The 21,580-nt window shown below is 43.1% G+C and carries 22 protein-coding genes; 8 read left to right on the top strand and 14 right to left on the bottom strand.

The features are described 5' to 3' along the window. Nucleotides 1–280: 280 nt before the first annotated feature. Together J2128_RS01570 and J2128_RS01565 are read right to left on the bottom strand one after the other, a co-directional pair. Nucleotides 281–670, bottom strand: coding sequence for a hypothetical protein (locus tag J2128_RS01570; RefSeq protein ID WP_209689068.1), 390 nt, complete (start codon nt 668–670; stop codon nt 281–283). 182 nt (nt 671–852) lie between these two features. Then, nucleotides 853–2,154: an ATP-binding protein gene (locus J2128_RS01565; RefSeq protein ID WP_209689067.1), complete on the bottom strand. Its 1,302-nt coding sequence runs from the start codon at nt 2,152–2,154 to the stop codon at nt 853–855. Nucleotides 2,155–2,685: 531 nt separating this feature from the next. Here J2128_RS01565 and J2128_RS12940 point away from each other — a divergent pair. Both J2128_RS12940 and J2128_RS12935 read left to right on the top strand, forming a co-directional pair. Beyond that, entirely contained in the window at nt 2,686–3,045 is a 360-nt protein-coding gene (locus tag J2128_RS12940) for an HD domain-containing protein (RefSeq protein WP_348632349.1), read from the top strand. Then, nucleotides 2,939–3,304: a hypothetical protein gene (locus J2128_RS12935; protein WP_348632348.1), complete on the top strand. Its 366-nt coding sequence runs from the start codon at nt 2,939–2,941 to the stop codon at nt 3,302–3,304. The genes J2128_RS12940 and J2128_RS12935 overlap by 107 nt, the downstream gene beginning before the upstream one ends. A gap of 233 nt (nt 3,305–3,537) precedes the next feature. Here J2128_RS12935 and J2128_RS01555 read toward each other — a convergent pair whose 3' ends face one another. The 3 genes from J2128_RS01555 to J2128_RS01545 all read right to left on the bottom strand — a co-directional run bounded on the left by J2128_RS01555 (nt 3,538) and on the right by J2128_RS01545 (nt 6,149). After that, nucleotides 3,538–4,176 carry a type 1 glutamine amidotransferase family protein gene (locus J2128_RS01555; RefSeq protein WP_209689066.1) on the bottom strand — a complete coding sequence of 213 codons (639 nt, stop codon included), beginning with the start codon at nt 4,174–4,176 and terminating at the stop codon, nt 3,538–3,540. Between the two features lie 277 nt (nt 4,177–4,453). After that, nucleotides 4,454–5,455 (bottom strand): hypothetical protein, encoded by a 1,002-nt coding sequence (locus J2128_RS01550; protein ID WP_209689065.1) that lies wholly within the window; start codon nt 5,453–5,455, stop codon nt 4,454–4,456. A 103-nt stretch (nt 5,456–5,558) separates the two neighbouring features. Continuing rightward, nucleotides 5,559–6,149 carry a TetR/AcrR family transcriptional regulator gene (locus J2128_RS01545; protein WP_209689064.1) on the bottom strand — a complete coding sequence of 197 codons (591 nt, stop codon included), beginning with the start codon at nt 6,147–6,149 and terminating at the stop codon, nt 5,559–5,561. A 76-nt stretch (nt 6,150–6,225) separates the two neighbouring features. Here J2128_RS01545 and J2128_RS01540 point away from each other — a divergent pair, with 76 nt between their 5' ends. Then, nucleotides 6,226–7,716, top strand: a complete 1,491-nt coding sequence (locus tag J2128_RS01540) for an MDR family MFS transporter (RefSeq protein ID WP_209689063.1) — start codon at nt 6,226–6,228, stop codon at nt 7,714–7,716. 188 nt (nt 7,717–7,904) lie between these two features. Here J2128_RS01540 and J2128_RS12655 read toward each other — a convergent pair whose 3' ends face one another. The 7 genes from J2128_RS12655 to J2128_RS01505 form a co-directional block, all read right to left on the bottom strand. Then, nucleotides 7,905–8,225 (bottom strand): hypothetical protein, encoded by a 321-nt coding sequence (locus J2128_RS12655; RefSeq protein WP_245323261.1) that lies wholly within the window; start codon nt 8,223–8,225, stop codon nt 7,905–7,907. A gap of 240 nt (nt 8,226–8,465) precedes the next feature. After that, nucleotides 8,466–8,915 (bottom strand): hypothetical protein, encoded by a 450-nt coding sequence (locus J2128_RS01530; protein WP_209689062.1) that lies wholly within the window; start codon nt 8,913–8,915, stop codon nt 8,466–8,468. Nucleotides 8,916–8,920: 5 nt separating this feature from the next. After that, complete coding sequence (locus J2128_RS01525; protein WP_209689061.1) at nt 8,921–9,478, bottom strand: hypothetical protein; 558 nt, start codon at nt 9,476–9,478, stop codon at nt 8,921–8,923. A gap of 115 nt (nt 9,479–9,593) precedes the next feature. Next, nucleotides 9,594–10,199: a hypothetical protein gene (locus J2128_RS01520; protein WP_209689060.1), complete on the bottom strand. Its 606-nt coding sequence runs from the start codon at nt 10,197–10,199 to the stop codon at nt 9,594–9,596. A 187-nt stretch (nt 10,200–10,386) separates the two neighbouring features. After that, the gene (locus J2128_RS01515; protein WP_209689058.1) at nt 10,387–11,427 is read right to left on the bottom strand and encodes a hypothetical protein; all 1,041 of its coding nucleotides are present in this window, start codon (nt 11,425–11,427) and stop codon (nt 10,387–10,389) included. Nucleotides 11,428–11,868: 441 nt separating this feature from the next. Continuing rightward, nucleotides 11,869–12,459: a hypothetical protein gene (locus tag J2128_RS01510; RefSeq protein WP_209689056.1), complete on the bottom strand. Its 591-nt coding sequence runs from the start codon at nt 12,457–12,459 to the stop codon at nt 11,869–11,871. 13 nt (nt 12,460–12,472) lie between these two features. Further along, nucleotides 12,473–13,657: a hypothetical protein gene (locus J2128_RS01505; RefSeq protein ID WP_209689055.1), complete on the bottom strand. Its 1,185-nt coding sequence runs from the start codon at nt 13,655–13,657 to the stop codon at nt 12,473–12,475. A 320-nt stretch (nt 13,658–13,977) separates the two neighbouring features. Between J2128_RS01505 and J2128_RS01500 the strand changes: the two genes are divergently transcribed. Both J2128_RS01500 and J2128_RS01495 read left to right on the top strand, forming a co-directional pair. Then, nucleotides 13,978–14,445, top strand: a complete 468-nt coding sequence (locus J2128_RS01500) for a peptidase domain-containing protein (protein WP_209689053.1) — start codon at nt 13,978–13,980, stop codon at nt 14,443–14,445. Between the two features lie 162 nt (nt 14,446–14,607). Beyond that, the gene (locus tag J2128_RS01495; protein ID WP_209689052.1) at nt 14,608–15,216 is read left to right on the top strand and encodes a winged helix-turn-helix transcriptional regulator; all 609 of its coding nucleotides are present in this window, start codon (nt 14,608–14,610) and stop codon (nt 15,214–15,216) included. 18 nt (nt 15,217–15,234) lie between these two features. Here the strand turns inward: J2128_RS01495 and J2128_RS01490 are convergent, their stop codons facing one another. Beyond that, entirely contained in the window at nt 15,235–16,452 is a 1,218-nt protein-coding gene (locus J2128_RS01490; protein WP_209689051.1) for a peptidase U32 family protein, read from the bottom strand. Between the two features lie 219 nt (nt 16,453–16,671). Here J2128_RS01490 and J2128_RS01485 point away from each other — a divergent pair, with 219 nt between their 5' ends. The 3 genes from J2128_RS01485 to J2128_RS01475 all read left to right on the top strand — a co-directional run bounded on the left by J2128_RS01485 (nt 16,672) and on the right by J2128_RS01475 (nt 18,817). Continuing rightward, nucleotides 16,672–18,192, top strand: a complete 1,521-nt coding sequence (locus J2128_RS01485) for a transglutaminase domain-containing protein (RefSeq protein ID WP_209689050.1) — start codon at nt 16,672–16,674, stop codon at nt 18,190–18,192. Nucleotides 18,193–18,428: 236 nt separating this feature from the next. Then, the gene (locus J2128_RS01480) at nt 18,429–18,671 is read left to right on the top strand and encodes an AbrB/MazE/SpoVT family DNA-binding domain-containing protein (RefSeq protein WP_209689049.1); all 243 of its coding nucleotides are present in this window, start codon (nt 18,429–18,431) and stop codon (nt 18,669–18,671) included. Next, nucleotides 18,656–18,817 carry a hypothetical protein gene (locus J2128_RS01475; protein WP_209689048.1) on the top strand — a complete coding sequence of 54 codons (162 nt, stop codon included), beginning with the start codon at nt 18,656–18,658 and terminating at the stop codon, nt 18,815–18,817. Before J2128_RS01480 ends, J2128_RS01475 begins: the two co-directional genes overlap by 16 nt. 54 nt (nt 18,818–18,871) lie before the next feature. Here the strand turns inward: J2128_RS01475 and J2128_RS01470 are convergent, their stop codons facing one another. After that, on the bottom strand, nt 18,872–21,577 hold the full coding sequence (locus tag J2128_RS01470; protein WP_209689047.1) for an aminotransferase class V-fold PLP-dependent enzyme: 2,706 nt from the start codon (nt 21,575–21,577) through the stop codon (nt 18,872–18,874). Nucleotides 21,578–21,580 lie beyond the last annotated feature (3 nt).

Genomic DNA, 21,580 nt, shown 5'->3' with positions numbered 1-21,580 from the left:
GATAGTAAAAGCAAATACTAATGAAATTCTTTAAATTGTATAAAAATTTATGTATTCATAAAAATGTCACTCGTATGTACATTTTTTTTAAGATAGCTAATAAGGAGATTTTACGTAATTTCCGATTCGACTCCCCGGACTTTTCCTAAAAAAAAATTCAGTCTGTATAGACACAGTCCCTGCCCTTCAATAAAGTTCTTTATACTCAAAAAAAATTTGAACAGGTCTTTAAAACAGAACCAGAACCTGCGACCCATGCCTTTTGTGTGTTACCCGGACCTTACGGCTGCTGAACCAGGATTCCGTAATAACCCCCATTCCGGCAGATGAGTTTATTTGAGTACTCATTTCGTATTTCACCGGCCCTTTTGCCATTTGTATTCGCATGACTGACGATTTTCATATTGCTCCCTGCAAAAGTCTCTTCAGATATCGGAGCAACGTCTTTGAAAAGCTCTCTCAGTTCAGGGTATTTGCCGAAATCAGCTTCAGACAAATAAACCAGCGTCCTGTTCTCCACATCAGTCAGGTTGCTGTTCATCTCCACCAAGTCCAGCTGGTACGGATCGCCTACAAACAGACTGAGGACGTATGGCGCCACGTAAACGCAGCCAAGTACAACAAAAATGAGAATGACGGCGGTTAAGATATTTCTGACTGTTTTTTCCATTGTATTCCTTCACACCCCGTTTAAGCGGATTAAAATGCACACGGGATATAAATTAACCCGAAACCCTTCAACCCGTCTCCTATTGTAAACTCCTTTTATCTGCATAATAAGCATTAATGTTATTGTCTTACTTTTTGGCCGGCCGGGAGCAACAGAAAGGCTGTCGTCCTTTCGAAGATGTATTAGTAATATGAATCAGGATAGAGCATATATTTCCATGCAGGAAGTATTATGATCTCTTTTCCTGAAATTTCTTCTTTGGCTTCGGTTCCCATAGTCAGTATGAAACCCTTTTTCAAATTATATTCATTTAAAGCATCGATTAATCCGTCTGTCTCTCTTTTCCTTGTTTTATTGTTCCTGATGTCGGATGAAACCTGAATGGCAGATACGATGAATGTACCTTTCATTATTATGAAATCACATTCATTACTGTTTCTCCTGTCGGAATGATAGAATAATTTATTGTCGGTTTTTGATTGAAGTAGATATAAGAACACAAGATTTTCAAGTTTCTGCCCGGTATTTTCTGAAAAGCTGAATGATACAGTTCTCAGGAAACTGTTGTCTCCCGAGTAGATCTTCGATGATGCCTGAACCTGTTTTTTAAGAGAATAGTAAAAAGCCGGCAGGGTATAGAACAGGTATGAATCCCTGAAATAATCTATATATTGGCTGATAGTATTATTGCTCTTTATTCCTGTAATCTGCCGGAGTGTTGAATATGTAAATATCGAAGAGGAATTTGTTGCGAGGTAAGTAGCAAGCCTCGATAAGCCCGTGCTGTCCTTAATGTTGTTGCGGTTCTCGATATCTCTCTTCAGAATATCGTTGAAGTAGTAGCCTGAAAGTTCAATGTTGTCTTCTTTTAGAACTTCGGGAAATCCTCCTTTTTCAAGATATGATTTAAAGAAATGCAGAATCTCTGCTGATTTTTTTGAGGTGAGCATATTTTCCGGCGGAATTTCAACTCCCTTTAATTTGAGATATTCCCTGAAATTAAATGGATAGAGATCAAGTACGACATTTCTTCCCGTAAGTGCTGTTGCAATCTCACTGCCAAGTATTTTCGCATTCGAACCTGTAACAAAGACTTTGTGCCCTTTGAAATGAAGGTTGTTGAGCCATCTTTCCCATGACGGGGCGTACTGGATCTCATCAAAGAAAAATACTGTCTTTTTTTCGGCAGAGAACAGTTCTATTGCAATATTTTCAATATCATTGTAATTTTCTATATTAATATCTGCAAGCCTTATATCCTCGAAATTTATGAACAGGATATTTTCGCCCGTATTCAGGTACTTTTCTGCGATGAGTTTTAAGACAGTACTTTTACCCGACCTTCTTATTCCGGTTATGACTACTATCTCTTTTCCGTGCATGTATTTTTCTGGATCAATCTCACGCTCGATAATATCTCCAGGTATTGTTCTGAAGATCTCCTGCTGCTGTAAGATTACATCCAATAACTGGTCTTTGTCCATGTCGTAAGTTCCTATTAGGTCTCACTTTATATAACTGTTCTCTCACACAGAACGGTTCTTTATATTGGGTGGTTCACTTATGAAGAACGGTGCATGTAGGATAAGGATCATTTCATCTGTTTCATACGGTGATAGTAATTCACTGTCTTTGCCGGGACAGTAACTGCATTGATGAATTAAATATGGGGGGAAGGGGGGGGTCCCCTGTGCCCCATTTCAGGCGGGTGACTTTTTAATTCATCTGTGAAACCTATTTTTTCTGAGAAATCTTCTATTTATGAAATAGCTTCATAAAATAGCCTTAAATTTGTATTATGTGTACCAGGCACACATTTTTACAACTTATTTTGTGGGAGATGTACACTTTATTCTAACTTAACGTTGAAAGAGATGTGGTTTTGAGGGAACTGTTTTGGAGAGGAGCTTATGTAAAATGATAAATATTCATTCCCTTGTGGTTGTATTTGTCCTGCAACTGTCGCCTGTAAATGACAAACCCCTTATTTCCGCTCAGCGACAATCTCTCTTAACATGGAAAACACCGGGATTGAGAGGATACTGGTCTTTGTCGAAACCTTCTTCAGACAGTCAGGAGCACATGGTCTTGATCACACACTCCGTGTTACTCGTCTCTGTGCAGAGATCGGAAAAGCAGAAGCTGCAGATATGCAGATCCTCATTCCTGCGGCTCTCTTTCAGGATGTTGCCCGTCCGCTGGAGAAAGAAACCGGAATTCCACACGAGGAGGAAGGAGCACGGATTGCAGAGGAATATCTCAGGTCGAATGGCTGCGATGAAAGTCAAATCCAGGCAATCGTTCATGCAATACGTTCCCACCGTTTCAGCAGGGGATACAAAACCCGAAACTCTGGAGGCAAAGGTCCTGTCTGACGCCGACAAACTCGATTCTATGGGAGCAATCGGGATTGCACGGGCTTTTATGCAGGCCGGAGAACACGGGAACGGTATTGAAGATACCGGTGCTCATTTCCATGAAAAACTGCTAAAACTCAAAGAACTGATGTACACTGATACCGCGAAAGGGTTCGCCGAAGAAAGGCATGAACTACTGCAAAAGTTTGCCGACGCACTGGAGGATGAGATTAAAAGTGCCGGGCGAGAATCGTTGGAGTGGCCTTTGCAACTTTAAATCTCAATTATGTATGTCCAGTAACACATTATTGCAACTTATTTTGTGGATGATGAACACATTTCTCTAACTTAATGTCGGAAGTACCTTGTTTGTCTTCTCCGTTTGAGTTGGTTTGTATTACGTCCACAGGAATTTACTGTTCCATTTTCAGGGTGAACAGTAAACGGGACGGTGGAGGGTTCTGCCTTCCTGTGTGCGATGTCCCCTTTTTGTTTATGACAAAAGTGGAATCAGCTTTCATTGCCGGACGGCAAAGTCTGCATGAGGGCAAAGAAATGTTCTGGCTCACCGGTCCTAAAAAATTCATACCAGGATTCCAGCGTGTCTGACTGAAAAACACCCAGATGCTCAATAATTTGTTTCGCCCACAACAAAGCCCCGGTGGAACCTGCAGTAATAAGGTTGTTATCCGCTACAGACGGCTTGTCTACATAAAAACTCTGCCCTTTATATTCAGGAGAAAACATTTCAAGAAATCCCGGTCCGTTACTGGTATGGAAACGATTATCCAAAAGCCCAGAGCCGGCAAGCGCAACGGTAGCCCCGCAGATTGCACACACCGTAGCGCCTGAAGAGAGAAATTCGCCTGCTTTTTCAACAATCGCGCCGTGCTTCTGGTCGTTCCATGTATCTGCGCCAGGTAATATCAACACGCTTGTTTCACTAACAACAATATCATCAATTAAGCAATCGGGCAATATTGTCATCCCGCCCATTGTACTGACCGGCTCTTTAGAATAACTGACCGTTTTAAGCGTAACACGTGGCTCGCCCTTTTTGAAAAACCGGCCGGAATTCAGCTCCGAAATGACATGCCCCGGTTCCCAGTCGGCTAAAGTGTCAAGAACGTAAACATAGACTGTAAACATAAGTTTCCTCCACTTGATTTTTTAATAATACACCCGTTAATTTTCAATGCATTTATATTCTCGTCCCTGCAGGCGGCCGGAAGAATCTTGCAGGAATCAGTGATGTTCTCATCCATGCCTGTTTTAGAACTGATAATTATATCCTCAGGGATATCTTCAGAATAAACCTGAAGATCTCAGAGACGGGGTTTTGAAAATCTCTGAATAAATATTATACAGTTTTTAAAAATTTCTCTAGAGTTTGCGGCACGCAAAAAGCCGGTGCTTTAAAGAAGACCTAAAGACCCCTGCGTCTCAGAACAACAATTATTCCCGATATGAAAATTCCCGTTAAGGAAACCGCAGCTGGCAGAGGTGCAGGCTCGGACGGGGCGGATACGGCGGTCGTTGAACCGTTTTCGGATGAAAACCTGATATGATAATCCCATTTTCCCTTGTGGTGTCCGAACTGCGTAATTTTGATATCCATCGTTTCCGTATCTGCAAAAACCGGCCCTGATATCATATGGATTCGGTGCACCTGTGAAGGACCGGTGTCACAGAACCAGTTAATATCCAGAAAATTTTTCCATTCCCCGCCGTTTATCCTGTACATACCTTCCGGGTATGCACTGACGTCACAGGGCACCAGGCCTTCGGGCCTTGGTGTAGCATCAACTTTTTTCTCGGGAATTTCAACGTTAAAGGACACTACCCCTCTTTTCTGGGTGCAGTTAAGTGATACAAGAGAGGAAGTTACCCCGCTGTCTTTTTTCACGTCATCAAACGTGAAATTACCCGTCAGGACACCTTCGGGAGAACTGACGATGATCTCTTTTATCCCGTTTTTACGGCGAAGATTAGACGTATCCCATATTCCCCCGTTGTCTTCTGGAGAATAAAGGAAATAGACACCGATGGTATAAACACCCGGTCCGACCTGATTTCCTGAATCATTTTTCTGGTCCCATGTCAACAGCGTTTCATAGGACTTTCCCTCCGAAAGGACCAAAACTTCATCCGAACGCTGGTACCTGCGGACATCAGACCCGTCATCGTTTTTTATTATCTTCATTAACGGTGGTGCACCCATTATGGTTACAGGTCCGGGGCCGTCATTAAAAAGCGTGACATTTACCATAACCTCCTCTTTGTACGGATATACTGGAAGGTGCGTTGCGTATTCATCCGGGACGCAGGTCATGCCGAGATAAACGGACGGGTCCGCCGAGACTACAGAGAACAGTGCATTAAAAAGAATCAGTGCCCACAGGATTTTTATTAAATTCATTTCTTTCAATGTTGACATCCCCCCGCAAATAAGAACGGCCGGATTTATTCAGCTGCATTCAGGTCAGACCACATTGTTGTAACAAATTGCTGTAATACCTGCAACCGGATAATCATTCTTCAGAGATCCCCAAAATTACCTTTCCTATAGTAATCCAGCGTTCACGCAGTTCATCCGGCTCGACTCCCGCTATGGCAAGAGTCCTGATTCCGGAAAATATTGCAATAATAGCGACTGCAAGAGTACGCGGTTCAATATCCGACCTGACAAGACCATTGCGCTGCTGGCAGGCAATCCCGTTCGAAGCCATTTCAAGACTCTGCTTCAGATCGTCCGAATAACTCTCCCTGATGACGTCGTTTCTTACGGCCATCGCAGCAATTTCAAAGATGAATGCACTATACTCAGGGTCGAAGGTCACTATGCGATCGAAGAAATCATACCATGCCTTCAGCGGTTTTTCGGTGGGGAAGGTCTCCCTGGCCAGATCATGGTTTTTTATATGAAAATTTTCCACGATGGCGGCCACGAGCTCGTCCTTATTTTTAAAATACAGGTATAAAGCCCCCTTGCTCACACCGAGATGAGAAGCGATGTCATCCATAGTAGTACTGCAATAACCCTTTTTACTCATCACTTCAAGACCTGCATCGATTATTTTTTTTCTGGCCTCTTCCTTGTACTCCGGCACTACTTTCGGCATAAAGAAATTATTGAACCTCTTCACCAATAAGATTGACCTTCAGGTAATAAAACTGGCTGACCAGACAGTTTTAATAATGACCGATGCGTATTTTATATTCACACCAACAGGAAAAACCGAAGGACATATCATGGACGGTAAAAACCAGACGATTAAAAACTCAAAACAGATTATGATCATAATGGCCGGCGTCATGCTGGGCCTCTTTCTGGCCGCACTTGACGGGACTATCGTAAGCACGGTAATGCCGATAATCGCATCAGACCTAAACGGGATGCAGTATTATACCTGGCCTTTCGCCGTATACATGCTGACCTCGACCGTCTCAGTCGTCATCTTCGGGAAATGCTCGGACCAGTTCGGAAGAAAAGGAATCTTCATCTTCGGCATAGGGGTATTCATTGCAGGATCAGTTCTCTGCGGAATTTCAACGGGAATTATATGGCTCATACTTGCCCGCGGCCTTCAGGGAATCGGCGGCGGTATCCTCACATCCCTTGCTTTTATTATAGTTGCGGGGTTGTTCCCGATTTACGAACGCGGGAAGTACATGGGAATTCTTGCATCCGTATTCGGTGTCGCGAGTGTCGCCGGACCTGTAATGGGAGGATTTATCGCGGAAGCCCTGGGATGGCGCTGGACTTTCTTCATCAACCTGCCTTTGGGGCTGGCTGCCGCACTAATCATCCATTCAGCGCTTCCTGAAACGACTGACGCCAAAAGCAGTCATGAGGTAGACTGCAAAGGTATTGCATGCTTTACCGGGGGAATGGTCCCTCTTTTCATCGCCGTATCATGCGGGGGGACGGTCTTCGACTGGACTTCCGTTCAGGTCACCGGGATGCTGGCAATTTCATTGATCCTGATTGCCCTCTTTATCCGTATAGAACGGCGTGCAGCAAACCCGATAATCCCGCTGCATTTTTTTAGGAAATCCGTATTCACCTATACCGCCGCAGCAGCCTTCACGGTCAGTGCAATTATGAGCGCCGGAACCATCTATCTCCCGCTGTTTATGCAGGACGTTCAGAAGATTGGTGCAGGGGCAAGCGGCCTTGTCATCACACCGATGGTCCTCGCCCTTGTCGCAGCATCGACTGCGGCGGGAAGGTTAATCTCCTCGACCAGGCGCTACAAGCCTGTTGCAGTCGGCGGTTTTGCGACTGTAGGGGCCGGCGCCCTGATGCTTTCAACCCTTAACCCGGCTTCGCCCCTCGCCTTCATCGTCGCCGCCTCGATTCTCCTTGGTTTAGGTATCGGCACAATGTATCCGGCCCTTGTAATCGCCGCCCAGACTACCGTCTCCGTAACGGATATCGGCGCCGTCATATCCTTACAGCAGTTCTTCAGGAATATGGGGTCAACCCTTCTCACTCCGGTATTCGGGTTCATAATGTATGAAGGACTGGGGCCACAGCCGGACAAAAACAGCCTGTCGCTCCTGCCGCCGGAGATCATGTCCCACGCGATACAGCTGGTTTTCATATCCTGTATCCTGCTCGCGGCGGCAGCGATGGTCCTGATGCTCAGGCTGGAAGACGTCCCGCTTAAATCAAAAGGATGCTGAAGACCTGACACCGGGAGCAGCCGGGCGACAACCAGAAAACGCTGAAAGGGGGATAAAGAGCATAGAACAGATAAGACAATTCCCAAGTACTATCAGAGCTGGCGTAACATTATTACTAAAATTGTCTGGGCTATTGATATAAAAAAAAGTAAGTCACTGATAAACTAACACCATAACCGGCAATATATTCACATGCCCCCTGAAAACCAGATGTCACTTCCATTAAATGCAATGACACATGTGCCGTTACCGTCAACAATAAAGGTGCCATTTTCCATTTTTTTCTTTCCGTAAAGATACCCGGGTACAACAATTTTTTTCGTTTCATTAACGTAGAAATAGACATCTATGCCCTGGTAGACAACCCAAAGCGTTGGTCCGGTGCTGAGATTCCATCCTTTTGGTCTTGACGGCGTGAAATCAATAACTCCTTTTACGCCGCCCCCGTGACGAAGAATCTCCCCAACGTTTTTATTGCATAAGGCAATTCGTGCTACAAAAAGATTCATTTGTCTGAATCGATTCAGAACCAGGATATGGTACATCTGAAACGTTAATCCCAAAAATCCGTTCATCAGAAAAATTGCATTTTGTTGTGTTATTTATCTCAGAAGGCAGCTGTTTTTGTGCATCAGCGTCGTGGCTGACACAACATGAAGCATTAACTGTCAGAAGCATCACCAGAAGTAAAAAAATGAAAACGATTTTCATAATTATCAGTTCACAGTTGTTTTTTTATCATACTCAGCTCAGGAAAAATCAGAATTCTCTCTCCCTTTCAACTTGTTGCCGGAATAATTCCCGTCGGGCACTTTATGTACAAGGATATAACTTATGCATTCCGGGGAATCCGAAGGCTCACGGACTAATCCTCCAAGGCGTGACCACCCCGAATCAGCACCAATTCCTACTCCTGCAAGGACATGCCAGTCGGAATCGTCCACAGAAGTCTGCTTCGGCATAGTCTCTATTACCGGGCTGAGGTCAAGTGAACCGGATGCACTTTCGGTGAAATAACCGCACCGGGCAGTCCATGTGAGGTTATTGAAATTCTCTGAATGAAGTCTTACGGAATGACCGAAAAGCCCTGCAAAAAGACCGAACTTATCAAATGCATTCAGAAACCCCCCTAACGGATCTCCCGACTGCATGTACTTCGACGATGTCTGCGGGTGTGAACGTGCGGCAGGAGCGTCCAAAGATTTCAGCGAGTCATACCCTGCGGCAAAATTATAGTTAGCAGAGAATTCATGGCTTTTGTAAGAGAATCCGACATGTTGTCCGCCCGCACTTCTGCACGTGAGAGAAAAGCTTCAGGTGAGGGAGGCGCTGCACTGGCATCTATAATTTCGGCGTATGACGTCGAAACCCCGTCCGGGAGGACTTTCATATAATACCCGGCGAGTTTTTCGTCACCGGAGATGTCGGGGAAAAAAACGACACTGTAATTATAACGGCTGACGTGAATCTCAGATCCAAAATAAACGCTGGGCTCTGTGTTTCTCCAGTCGGTGATTTCGTCTGATGAAAAATTTGTACAGGACAGAAAGTAATCCGTATCCGGGTTATTTATGTTCTCATTGATGTCCTCATCCGTAAAAGAAAGTGCGGATGCAAAGCCCTGACCTGAAAGTATAAATAGACTGCAACAGATTAGCAGTGATACGGTCAAAAATCTTTTTTCATAGGATATTTTATTTTTCCCAGCTTTTAGAAAGAGCGGGTCCGGGATTCTCAGGAAAAATCTTTTTCTTTCAGGCATTGACATATTTTTCACTTCCTACCGAATTTTTAAAAATCTGGTGATTTTATTAATAAAACACTCAGCCTTTTTTTCATTCTTCTTCCCCTGACACAAATAATAAAACTGAAAATAATTAATATTCCACAACTTCCGCTTTGCCAAGATCAGTATTTGTGAATAGTGCAATGCATGAATTCTCTATATCCGGTAAAATCTCGGAACGTTCTGGACTTGAACTGTTATACCTGCAGCATACCGAGATCACGTAGACAGGTTCAGCGGTATGAAATATTACTTTTTTAACAGGTGTAAGATTCCCTTCATCAACAAGAAAAATTCTTTCATATGCCGAATCATACTCCATATTTCCTGACTGTGAGTCAACAGAGATTACAATTCCTTTATCTTTACATGCCAGCCGGTCATACGGAATCCTGCCTATCTCATGAATCCTGCCTATCTCATTAAGCAAAGTAAGCGGATGAACACCTTCGGGACTATCACTTATATTTGCAGAATCCCAATCCAGACTTCTGCCGCAGCCGCCTTCAATTCTGTACCACTTATTCTGGGTTCCGTTTTGTCCATAGAAATACAGGTTAAACGAGTCAATAGTCCCGTTACTGAAGGTTTTGATGTATACCTGATCAAGAACAGCTGATGAATTATCAGTTCCTGTCAGATTCAGGATGGTATTCCATGCTGAATCTGTGGAAAAAACACTAAGGCGGTCATACAAATTTCCTGATTCTAAGGAGGAGTCATTATATAAGTAAAAAATGCATCCCAATAAAAAAGTTCCCACTGCAACCAGCGTAATAAAACAGATTTTAATGTTAGATTTATCTTCATCAGACATTTCAGTTTGCCTCATATTCTTCAATTATATATACTATAAAATATTTATATTAGTATATTCACTATGTTTAATATGTGTAGTATATATTCCATACATCACTTAATGTATGATAGAGAATCAATTGATCGTAAAATTTCCCTTCAGCTTTAAGGTCTAATATTTTACAAATACCACTTCCACTACTAAGTTGATTCATTGAACAAGTACTTCCAGGTTTCATTCCTCCAGTAGTTTCTTTAGAATCATCGCTGTTAAACGACATACTCCATTTTGCTCTTTCAGTGTTAGAACTGCTTAGATCAACTGTTTTAACATCCGGTTGGGTATAACTCCAACTCCAAGATGTGGAGGCACCCCCTGTTCCGCCTGTAATTGAGACTGAAACTGTATGAGTCCCAGTAATAGTTCCAAGTGGATCCCACTCATATAACTGTGGATTTCCTGCAGTACTTGCCGACCAATTGTTTGTCATAGATCCAACATGATTTAAATAAGACGATTGATAAGCTCTTATTCCTGGTTCCATAGAGAAAACTTGTCTGATTGCAAACCAGTCTTTTGTTGAATCTCTGTCATTTGATAACTTTCGAAGTTCAAAATTATTAGTTACTCCTCCATAAGGGTCCTGATAGCAATCTCCAGTATTACGGCCAACTACTATCCAATTTGAACTTAAGGTATTCTGCTTATTAGACGATTCACTATTTTCCTCAAGGGTGCTTTTGTCTCTCCATTCTTGCGCTTTTTTATGGATAATCTCAACAGATTTTTCATCACCTGCTATTCCAACATACTGTATAGGAACTCCCTGAGAATCTATAGCAAAACCATAGGCAACAATTTCTGCACCATCTGGCACTTCAGGATCTGCATATGCAAATGAGGTCTGACTGTTTTTTTCACTTTGGTAATTTTCAACAACGCTGGCTCTCATTTCTTCTAAATCCTGTATAGAGATCGGATTTGACAAATCAGTAACTTTATACGTAGATAATGCTTTCTCGTTATTTGCAACAGAGGTCGCATTTACAGATTGTATAAAGATAATACATAACATAATTACCATAAAAATAAGGTAAATCGCCCGCATTCCTTTTTTCGTTTTCATAAATTTCGTCTCCACATTTCATGCTCATGCCGCAGGAGACAAAATTGACAAAGGTTTCAAGTAGTTGCAAGCCTATAACTTTCAGTTATGCCCCCGGGCATGCAGGGATTATTGCACGTATTTCGATAAGTTCCGGGCAAAACCCCCTGCAATATCATTCATATTTTCGATGTCACAATGATGCCTTTTGTAACTGTTTTTATTAGTGCCTTCTGTCCAAATCATGAAACTGAAAAATTTTAGATTATTAATCTAAAAAAGAGAGCCCCAGATAAATTAATTTCACACCCGGTAAAACAATCAGTGCAACTCCCTGCAAAATGATAAAATTTAGCATGAAACCGTAACGCTACCAGTCCACAACTTAGTTTATACGTCACTCATTAACTGATCTTCACAATTTTTTTGAGGTCATTATCTCTGTCCTAAAACCCCCTATAACTATTTTGAATTCCAGGATTCATTGAAATACATGAATGAAGTGTCATTGTATATCATCATCAGGTTACTGCCGTTATATACGTAGTCCAGATGATTTGAGAGGTCTCTTTCCTTGGAGTATGGTATTTCAGTTCTGGTTGCGGAATCCTGGACAGAAGGCACCATTGCGGTACCGCCGAGCAGTTTTCCTGTATCTTCATCAACAGTAAATGCAAACCTTATACCATAGTAATCCAGGATTAATTTAGGGTTCTCATCGCAATATGGATCATTTAAAGGACAGGAATGAAAAACTACTGCAATTGATACAGGTTTTGCTCCACTCCTGAGCAATTCCTGCGCACGTTCGTCCTTTAAGGCAATACCCGCGATATATGATCCGTTTGTCTTCAGAAGATCAGGGGTATCAACAGGTATATCCGACAGATTAATTCCATACTGCTCCTCTATGGATAACGATAATTCTTGAGTGTTATTGGTGATGTCATTGCTCTGGTTTAAAAAACTGTTAGTTCTATCGCTAACGCATCCTGATACGGCAACTATAGCCAGAACGACTAAAAAAATAAATTTTTTATTTTTTTTCATCATGGATCTTCTCTATTTAATTATAGGTATTCAGCTTAACATCCGAAGGATTTGAAATTATTTGAGGCCAAAGACCAGTTATTCCAGAAGGTTTGTTTGAATCAACGTAACCTTCAAAGTAGACTCCGTTTACAGCAGCACCGTTGTTCTTAAATTCCATATTATAGAACTCAATATCTCCTGGCATGTCATTATTGTCATCAACAACCTTTCCCTCTAAAACAACTGATACATCAAGATTGTTATGACGATGAACCAGAGAAGACCAAATAGTACTTAGATCCCCTGTAGTCAGATCGGTGAACTGGACATACCACTGATTATATGTGCTACTCCACAGAATCCTTCCTTTAATCCTGTCTCCTTCATTTACACTGATACGAGGCCCTACTATACAATCATTATCAGGATCATAGGGGTTCATTGCATAGCACCATGCCTCTCCATACCATTCCTGACCGTTTTCATAAGGGTAAAAAGCCAAAACCGGTTGAAGAAGTCCATATGTTTCATCTGGAGGTTCTACACCATTAAATATAAAAATTGCCTTCCCATAATCCATATCTGGAGGTTTTGAAGGTACATGCCAGTAAGCATCAAATTGAGTTAAACCCCCAGATACAACATCTTCAGCATATTCTAACCAGCCTCTATATAATGACCGAACACTTTTTGAATTAATTTCATTAGATAAATTAGTGTTTACATTATTATTTATTATAGTCAAAATGAGCTCATTTTTTTGATTTGCTACATATATGACATTTTCTTTGGAATATACATGAGATTCACCAGGAACCTGACAGATATATGTTGCAGGTTTATCAATTCCTGCAGGCGTCTGAATAATGCCTGACTGTTTATCCTCCGCTGCAAGAATTTGTTTTCCAGATGAACTAAAAACAGTAGTTATTCCATCTTTTGAATGATAAATAATTGAACCACTCGGAATGGAAGAAATACCTTTGGAAGAAACACCATTAGATTCAGTCAGACTTAATTCGTTGGTTATAATTTTTTTCTCTTGTTGAGTATCAAATTGCAAAACAGGCAGTTCAATCTTATTAAGATCCAAAATAGTTGTATTTATAACCTTAGAATTTTTGACTTCCTCAGCACTGACGACAGGGACAAACATTGTTCCAATCAATGCTAAAACAAACAGCAGGCTCAAAGCCCACATTCCTTTTTTCGTTTTCATAAATTTCGTCTCCACATTTCATGCTCATGCCTCAGAAGACAAAATTGACAAAGGTTTCAAGTAGTTGCAAGCCTATAACTTTCAGTTATGCCCCCGGGCATGCAGGGATTATTGCACGTATTTCGATAAGGTCCGGGCAAAAATCCCCTGCAACATCATTCATATTTTCGATGTCACAATGATGCCTTTTGTAACTGTTTTTATTAGTACATTATGTCCAAATCATGAAACTGAAAAATTTTACATTTCGACGATTTGGACATAAACTGTAAATATGGCAAATATATATTGTATAATTATATTAGATCTGATGAGGACATATGCTGAAAAATATTGCATTATTGGCAGTTATACTACTGTTTTGCGTATCTTTTGTATCCGGCGCGGCAAACGAAGACAAAGCAGGCATCAATTTTGCATCATCCGCACTCAATTACGAAAATTACTCTATAACACCTGCCGAAAATCCGGGGAACAACTATTATAATCCAAAATATGTCTCGGATACAATTTCACAGGGTGAAACAAACTGGCATACCAAAAACGTGAATTCTCATACAACTGTCCTAAACGTAGACCTTAACTGGGGCGACAAATCCGATTCACTGAGACTGAAAATATACACTCCCGACTGGCAGTGCCTCGGTGAATATTATGACAATGCAGACGAAAAAACGGACGGCAGAATAAACATTGACATAAAAAGGTCAACAGGAATAGAAACGGGTACCTGGCATTATGAGGTTTACGGCTACAGGGTGGACGGAGCTGAAGATTACACCATATAATTTATAATTCCTTTTAAAATTCGGACTATGAACCCTAAAAAAATTATTTTTTTACTGATTCTTTTTTTTCTGATATTTACCGGAACAAATGTTTCGGCTGCACAAACAGACTATACAATATTACCACATACAGACGACCCTGAACTAACAGAACAGGGGCTCATGGACTCAGACGGTGCGGATTCGACGATTACATTCTGGGAACTGCCTTTGAAAATCCAGGTATTTTATATCGCAGGTTTATGTACGGCTGCCTTTGGAATTTTTAAAATACTGCCGTTTGTTTTCGGGAAAATTAAAGGAAACCATGAAAATGGCACTATAAACAACATATATCAATACATCCTGAAAAATCCCGGCAGCAACCTAACCGAAATATCAAAAAATCTCGGTCTCAACAGAGGAACAGCAAAATATTATATTCACAGACTCTGTTCGGACAATAAAATAGTACTGTTCAAAAACGGCAAGTTCACACGTCTTTTTGTCAACTCAAACACATACAGCGAAAATGAAAAAACGATTGCCTCCATCGCAAGGAATGAGACCAACAGAATGCTGCTCAAGAATATTCTGGACAATCCGGGAACGACAAACGGTGAAATTTCAGACAAATTCAACATGAGCAGAAGTACAGTCCACTGGTACCTTGACAGATTTCAGCGTTTTGACATTGCTACATCCCTTACGGACGGAAGGTACAAAAAATGGTCCATAAACCCCGATATTAAAGAAGAACTTGCGGAATTCCTGAAAAACGAAAATTCATAAAAATATCGATAAAAAAAATTATCTTCCTGAATCCCTGACCAGAAACAGTTTGTCCCCCGGCCTTGCAAAAAACGGGAGCTTTATGCCGCACCTCTGCCCTTTGTCTGCAAAGTCAACCGGGTTGTGCTCAATTTGAATTTCTTCCACAGCGCTGTACCCGGCAGGAGTCGTTTTCCCATAGACAAGAATTTTGTCTCCGACACAAATTTTTTCCGATCTGATAAAAAATTCGGCCACATTTATTTTTTTGTAGTAGTTTACGACGTCCCCGCAGTAGACCTTCAACTCCTTTGACTTTGGCCCCGTGCTTATCCAGTCGTCGTCCATACCTTCGTAAAACCCTGTCGAAAACCCGCGGTTGTAGGCTTTTGAAAGCTCAGACTTAAGCTTTTTTGCATACTCGGGAGTGAAACTTCCGTCTTTTATTGCATTAAGTGCCGACCTGTAGCACGAAACCGCCGTCTTCACGTATTCAGGCGGCCTGCTCCTCCCCTCAATCTTGAATGAATTTATTCCGGCGCCGACAAGTTCGGGAAGAATTTCTATCGTGCATAAGTCCTTAGGGCTTAGGACGAAGTCTTTTCCGAGGACATACGAATTTTCGTCGTCCTCGACATCGGTTATCCTGTAAAGCCTCCTGCACGGCTGGACGCATTGGCCCCGGTTTGCGGACTTTTTAAAAGTTGAAGCCGAAAGAAAACACCTTCCGGAAACGCTTACGCACATGGCACCGTGTATAAAAGCTTCAATCTCGCAGTCAAGGCCGTCAGCCCCAGCCATCAGATGAATTTCATTAATGTCGGACAAAGAGCATTCCCTCGCAAGAATTATCCTCTTTGCTCCGAGTTTTGCATAGAATTTGAACGCCCCGTAGTTTGAGACTCCGGCCTGCGTTGAAATATGGACGCAGAGACCGGCCTTTTCCGCCAGATTCATAACAGCCATATCCCAGCAGATTACAGCATCGACACCTGCATTTTTCGCCGCCGATACCACCTTTTCCAGTTTTTTCAGTTCCCTGTTGTAATAGACGGTATTAAGGGTCAGGTAGCCTTTTCTGCCGTTTTCATGAAGATAACGCATGACGACGGGAATTTCGCTCACCTCAAAATTGTCGGCACTGTCCCGCATATTCATGCCCTTGACGCCAAAGTAAACAGCATCTGCACCGTTAATTACGGCAGTTTTAAGGCAGGACCAGTTGCCGGCGGGGGCCAGGAGTTCAGGCATCTTCATTGACTGTCATTATTTTGCCTTCAGGCAGTTTAAACCTGTTTACTGCACGGCAGATCCCGGTTTCAAAAAAAGGAAATCATACATTTTTATCTATTCCCTGACTTTTTTGGGCATTAAACTTATTTTAAAGACAAAAAGAAACATACAGACCGTTTTAGTGGTCAAACGGGAACACACAGGTCCTATCATAATTTATACTAATACCATAAAAAAAAGAAAATGAAAATACAGGTTCACGGAGTCCTTCTTTTTTTAGCAATTGCCGCACTCATCCTCACTGCCGGGTGCACTGGAACAGAATATGATTCAAAAGCTTCCACGGGTAATGCGGACAACTTATACTCACAGGCACAGTATGAGATGAAGAATGACAATTACAAAACGGCGTCCTCACTCTATGAAGAGGCATGGAACGCCTATAAAAAACATAACGATTCAAAAAAAGCTCTTGCCGCACGAAACGGGATGTTTCTGGCCGAAAGGGCGGCAGTAGAATTCCCGTTCAACAGAACGGAGGCCGCTGAAAATATGAAGAGTAAAATCCCCGGCATAACCGATTCCGAAATTGGCGACTGGCTTGAAAATTCCGCCCAAAAAATAAAATCCGGTGGTGAAACACTATACTTCGCCGGGATATCACAGTACTACCTGTATAAAAACTTCAAAATCCTTCAGAACATGGACATTCTGGACTTCGGCTCTATCCCGGGATATGCAATAACAGATGAAAGTACACCTGATTCCGGTAAAAATAACCCGTACATAAACCCCATACGGTACACCGGTTCTGAAAAACTGGAGGTCCAAAAAGACCTTCTCCCAAAAAACGGGACCCTGAAAATATGGTTCCCGCTGCCTGTTGAAACGGATTCACAAAGAAATGTTTCAGTCCGAAATCTTTCATACCCTGAATACGTCGTAAAAGAACCGGTAACCACAGGTGATATAGGGTACATATATTATGAAATTCCGGCAGAAAAGATTGACGGAAACCTCACAATAGCAGCAGATATAAAATTTACATCATACGAACAGAGGTTCATTGTAGACCCTGAAAGAGTAGAGGCCTACAACAAAAGCAGTCCGGAATACATTAAATATACGGCTTCCGAAAGAAACATTGAAATCAGCGGTGATATCAGAGATAAAGCCAAAAAAATTGTCGGAAACGAGACAAACCCGTACCTGATGGCACAGCTGATATACGACTACATAACCACAACTTACCCCTACAGTCACGCCCCCCATGTAAATCTGGATACGGTTGAGCCAAAAACCCCGGAATCAACATACATGTTTGAAACAGGACACGGGGACTGCGGGACGCAGAGCATTCTTTTCTCAGCCTTGTGCAGGGCGGTGGGGATTCCTGCAAGGGCCATCGGCGGATACCAGATGCTTATTTCAGGGGAACCCGGGACCCACTTCTGGGCCGAATACTATATTGAAGGATACGGCTGGGTCCCGTGCGATATAACGGTCGCCGACGTAGCAGACTGGGTGAATACTTCCGATGAAAAACGTGACGAGTTCAAGAAATATTATTCATCAAACCTTGACCCGACAAGATATATTATCCAGAAAAACGTCGATGCAGAGATGTCACCGGAGTTTTCCCCGGACGCAGTGGCGCTAAGGATAGTCAGGCAGACTCCTGCAATAGTCTGCGACACAGCCGTAAACGACCTTGACCTTTTGGCTGAAGACTACTTTACAGTGGACCTTAAGCCTGAAGAATAAAAATCTCAGGGAGGAGATTCAATCTTTTTTTATATTCTTTTCAGTGAAATTCCAGCAGAACTGCGGCAGAAATAAATGAACTGAGGAATCACTTGCTGTATAACAGGAAATAACGGATGAATACGTCAAATAAACATCTTATAACAGAAATTTCTTGTTTCCAATTAGGAAGTTACTTTACTCCACTAACATCCCATATATTATATATCTTACAAATCTTACATATAAGATAAGACATGTCACTACTTGAAATTAAAACGGGGACAATTACGGAAAAAGGGCAGATTGTCATTCCAAAAGCATTAAGGGAGCGCTTTTGCCCGGAAGACAAAATTGCCATAATCGCATATCATGACAGAATTGAACTACGCCCTCTAAAAGATATCAGCAGGGCACTTGAATGTGCATATGCATCTGAAAATACTCTTAAAAAAGACTGGGATACAAAAGAAGAAGATGAGGCATGGAAAGATTTGTAAAAGGCGATGTCCTTGTAGTCCCCTTTCCTTTTTCAGATCTGTCTAAAACCAAAAAAAGACCAGTTCTTGTTATAGCATCTCTGGTGCTGTACAAAGCTGGAAGAATAAGTCCCAAAAAAATAAAAAAACAGAGGACATCCTTATAAAAATATTCAGAGAAAGTTCCTGAACCAAACCGGGAAAAAAGGAAAAAATCTTTTTTAACTTACAATTTCCTTAACCGATGCTACCAGAAGGTCTATCTCGTGCACGGTATTGTAAAGCCCGATGCTTGCACGGACAGTCCCCTCTTTAAGACCGAGACACTCCATAAGCGGCTGGCAGCAGTGGTTTCCGGAGCGGACCATAATATCCGCATTTTCGTCAAGCATCTGTGCAACCTCGTGCGGGTGAAGGCCGTCGATTGTAAACGACACGACACCTATACGCATTTTGGGGTCCTTTGCAGTGTATACAGTTACTCCCGGTATACTCTCAAGACCTTCGATGAGCCTTTTTGTCAGGGACTCCTCATAGTCACGGATATTTTTCATCCCTATGCCTGAAAGGTAGTCGACTGCTGCACCAAGACCTATTCCGCCGGATATATTGGGTGTTCCGGCCTCGTACATCCTGTAGCCTTTTTCAGGGACGAATCCGTCCTTTGTCACCGATTCCACCATTCCGCCGCCCAGAAAAACGGGGTTCAGGTCAGCCATCTTCATCCACAGACCACCCGTTCCCGTCGGGCCAAGCATCTTGTGGCCTGAAAAAGCAAAGTAGTCGCAGCCTATATCGGCGACGTTTACCGGAATGTGTGGTGTACTCTGTGCACCGTCGACAAGAAGCTTTACCCCGTTCTCGTGGCAGATTTCCGCTATCTCTTTTACAGGCACAACGACACCGAGGACATTCGAGGCGTGCGTTACTGCAACAAGTTTCGTTTTTGGAGATATAACCCTTTTAAGTTCCGAGAGGTCAGGCGAATACGATGAGTCGAGGCCGATTACGTCGACCGAAACTCCATACTTTGACAGGGCCCTCCAGGGCAGGAGATTCGAATGGTGCTCCAGGACGGTCGTTATGATGCGGTCTCCGGGCTGCCATGACATCCCCATTGCAACCATATTTATGGCTTCGGTCGTGTTTTTCGTAAAGACCATCACTCCGTCCTCGCCGCCTATGAATTTCGCCGCCTTTTCATGGGCATGCCAGTACTTCTGCGACGCAATCTGCATCAGGCTGTGGACACCCCGGCCGACGTTCGACCTGTAGTTGTGCTCGAAGTCGATTACAGCGTCAAGGACCTTTTCCGGGGAAAAGCCGGTCGCTGCATTGTCAAGATATGTGACGTCGCCGAGAATCGGAAAGTCCTTCCTGACCGCCGCTACATCATAACCGCAGGCTGCAACTTCATTACCTGATTCCAACACTTTCACGGGCACAGTTTCAGGCCGGCCGGCGGAATTCTTTTTATCCTCAGAGTCACGGGACTCCGGGGGCTCTTCGGTTTTTCCGGCCTTTTGTCCGGCAGGAGTTTTTCTTTCGAAAGACCCTGTCTTCAGGGTATAATCATAGTTTACCTCTACGTCGTTATCCCTGCAGATTTCTCTCATCTTGGGTGGAAGAGCCTTCCAGCGCCAAAGCCCCCACTCATAAAACTCTTCAGGATAGCCCTTCTTCTCCGCCCACTTCTCAAGAAAATCATCCCACCTCTTAGTATAATCAGGATGAATACTCCTCATCTCCTCAAACTCACTCTCAAGCATTGCAGGGCAGAGATAACATCCGATTCTCTCAAGGCCTTTCTCGTACAGCGGATTTATCGAAAGGTCCTGCCACCAGATGTAAAGGTACACCTCAAGAGCCCTCCAGCCCCTTATCGGGGATATATTGAGTTGCAGAGGATTTGCAGGGTTCTGGTTCGTCTCGTCAAGCCCGGCACGGTTCCATGACTCATACCAGCGGTTGCCCTGGACGGTAACGCACGGGCCGATCCCGGAAAGGTACACCTTCAGGGGGTTGAGCTTTAAGAGCTTGCAGCACCAGCGGTTGTCCTTTGAAGGAGGACCCGCCCTTTCGACAGCCTTCCAGAAGTCTCCCCCCTTCTCTATTATGTCAACACCCTTCGACTTTACAAATTCGATGGTTTCCGGAAATTCAAGGCCGGTATCAATGAAAAAAGCCTTTTTTACACCGGCTTTTCCGGCAAGGTTAAGGGCGACCGTGCTGTCCTTGCCCCCGGAAAAAGACACATTTACACAGGGTCTGTCGTTCATATGCTGCTTTATGGTCCTTATCGCGGTATGCTCCAGATTTTTCAGGTGGTTTTTGTTTCTCCTTACCGCTTCCTTCCATCCGGGGTTAAGGGCGGTTGCGGGTTCTGCTGCAACAAGCTCCTTAATCTTTACGGTATCATCCCGTACAATTCCGGTGCCGTACCTGCTCCTGTATTTTACGATATACGTTCCGTCCGGGAAAAAAGTGTTGAGCTGTATTCTTTTTCCGCCGATACGGCCCATACTCTTCGAGTAGCCGGTATCTTTTTCTATATCAAGAATTCCCTTTGTTGCAGAACCGATGACATATTTGATGCCTTCGGGAGCTATATCAAACCTGTATTTCCTGTTGACCGGGCTGAATACAAGCCACCCGAACCTCTCGCCGTTCATGATGACAAGCTCGGCCCTGTCATCGCCTCCGGACTTGTTCAGAAGCATTATGTCAGACAAAGAAGCGTCACCGAACTTTTCATTGACAAGGCTCTTTATAAGTGCAACGTCGGCGGAGAGGGCAGGTCTTACCTCATAGGGCTTTAGGAGCGGCACCTTTACCGCTTCGCTTCCACAGGAACAGCTGCTGCCTATAAGAGGCACATTGCATTTCGGACACCAGTACAGTATTTTCTTTACAGGAGGATCACGCATTAC

The sequence above is a fragment of the Methanomicrobium sp. W14 genome (genome assembly GCF_017875315.1).
Lineage (GTDB): Archaea > Halobacteriota > Methanomicrobia > Methanomicrobiales > Methanomicrobiaceae > Methanomicrobium.
This window is presented reverse-complemented; position numbering and strand designations above follow the sequence as displayed.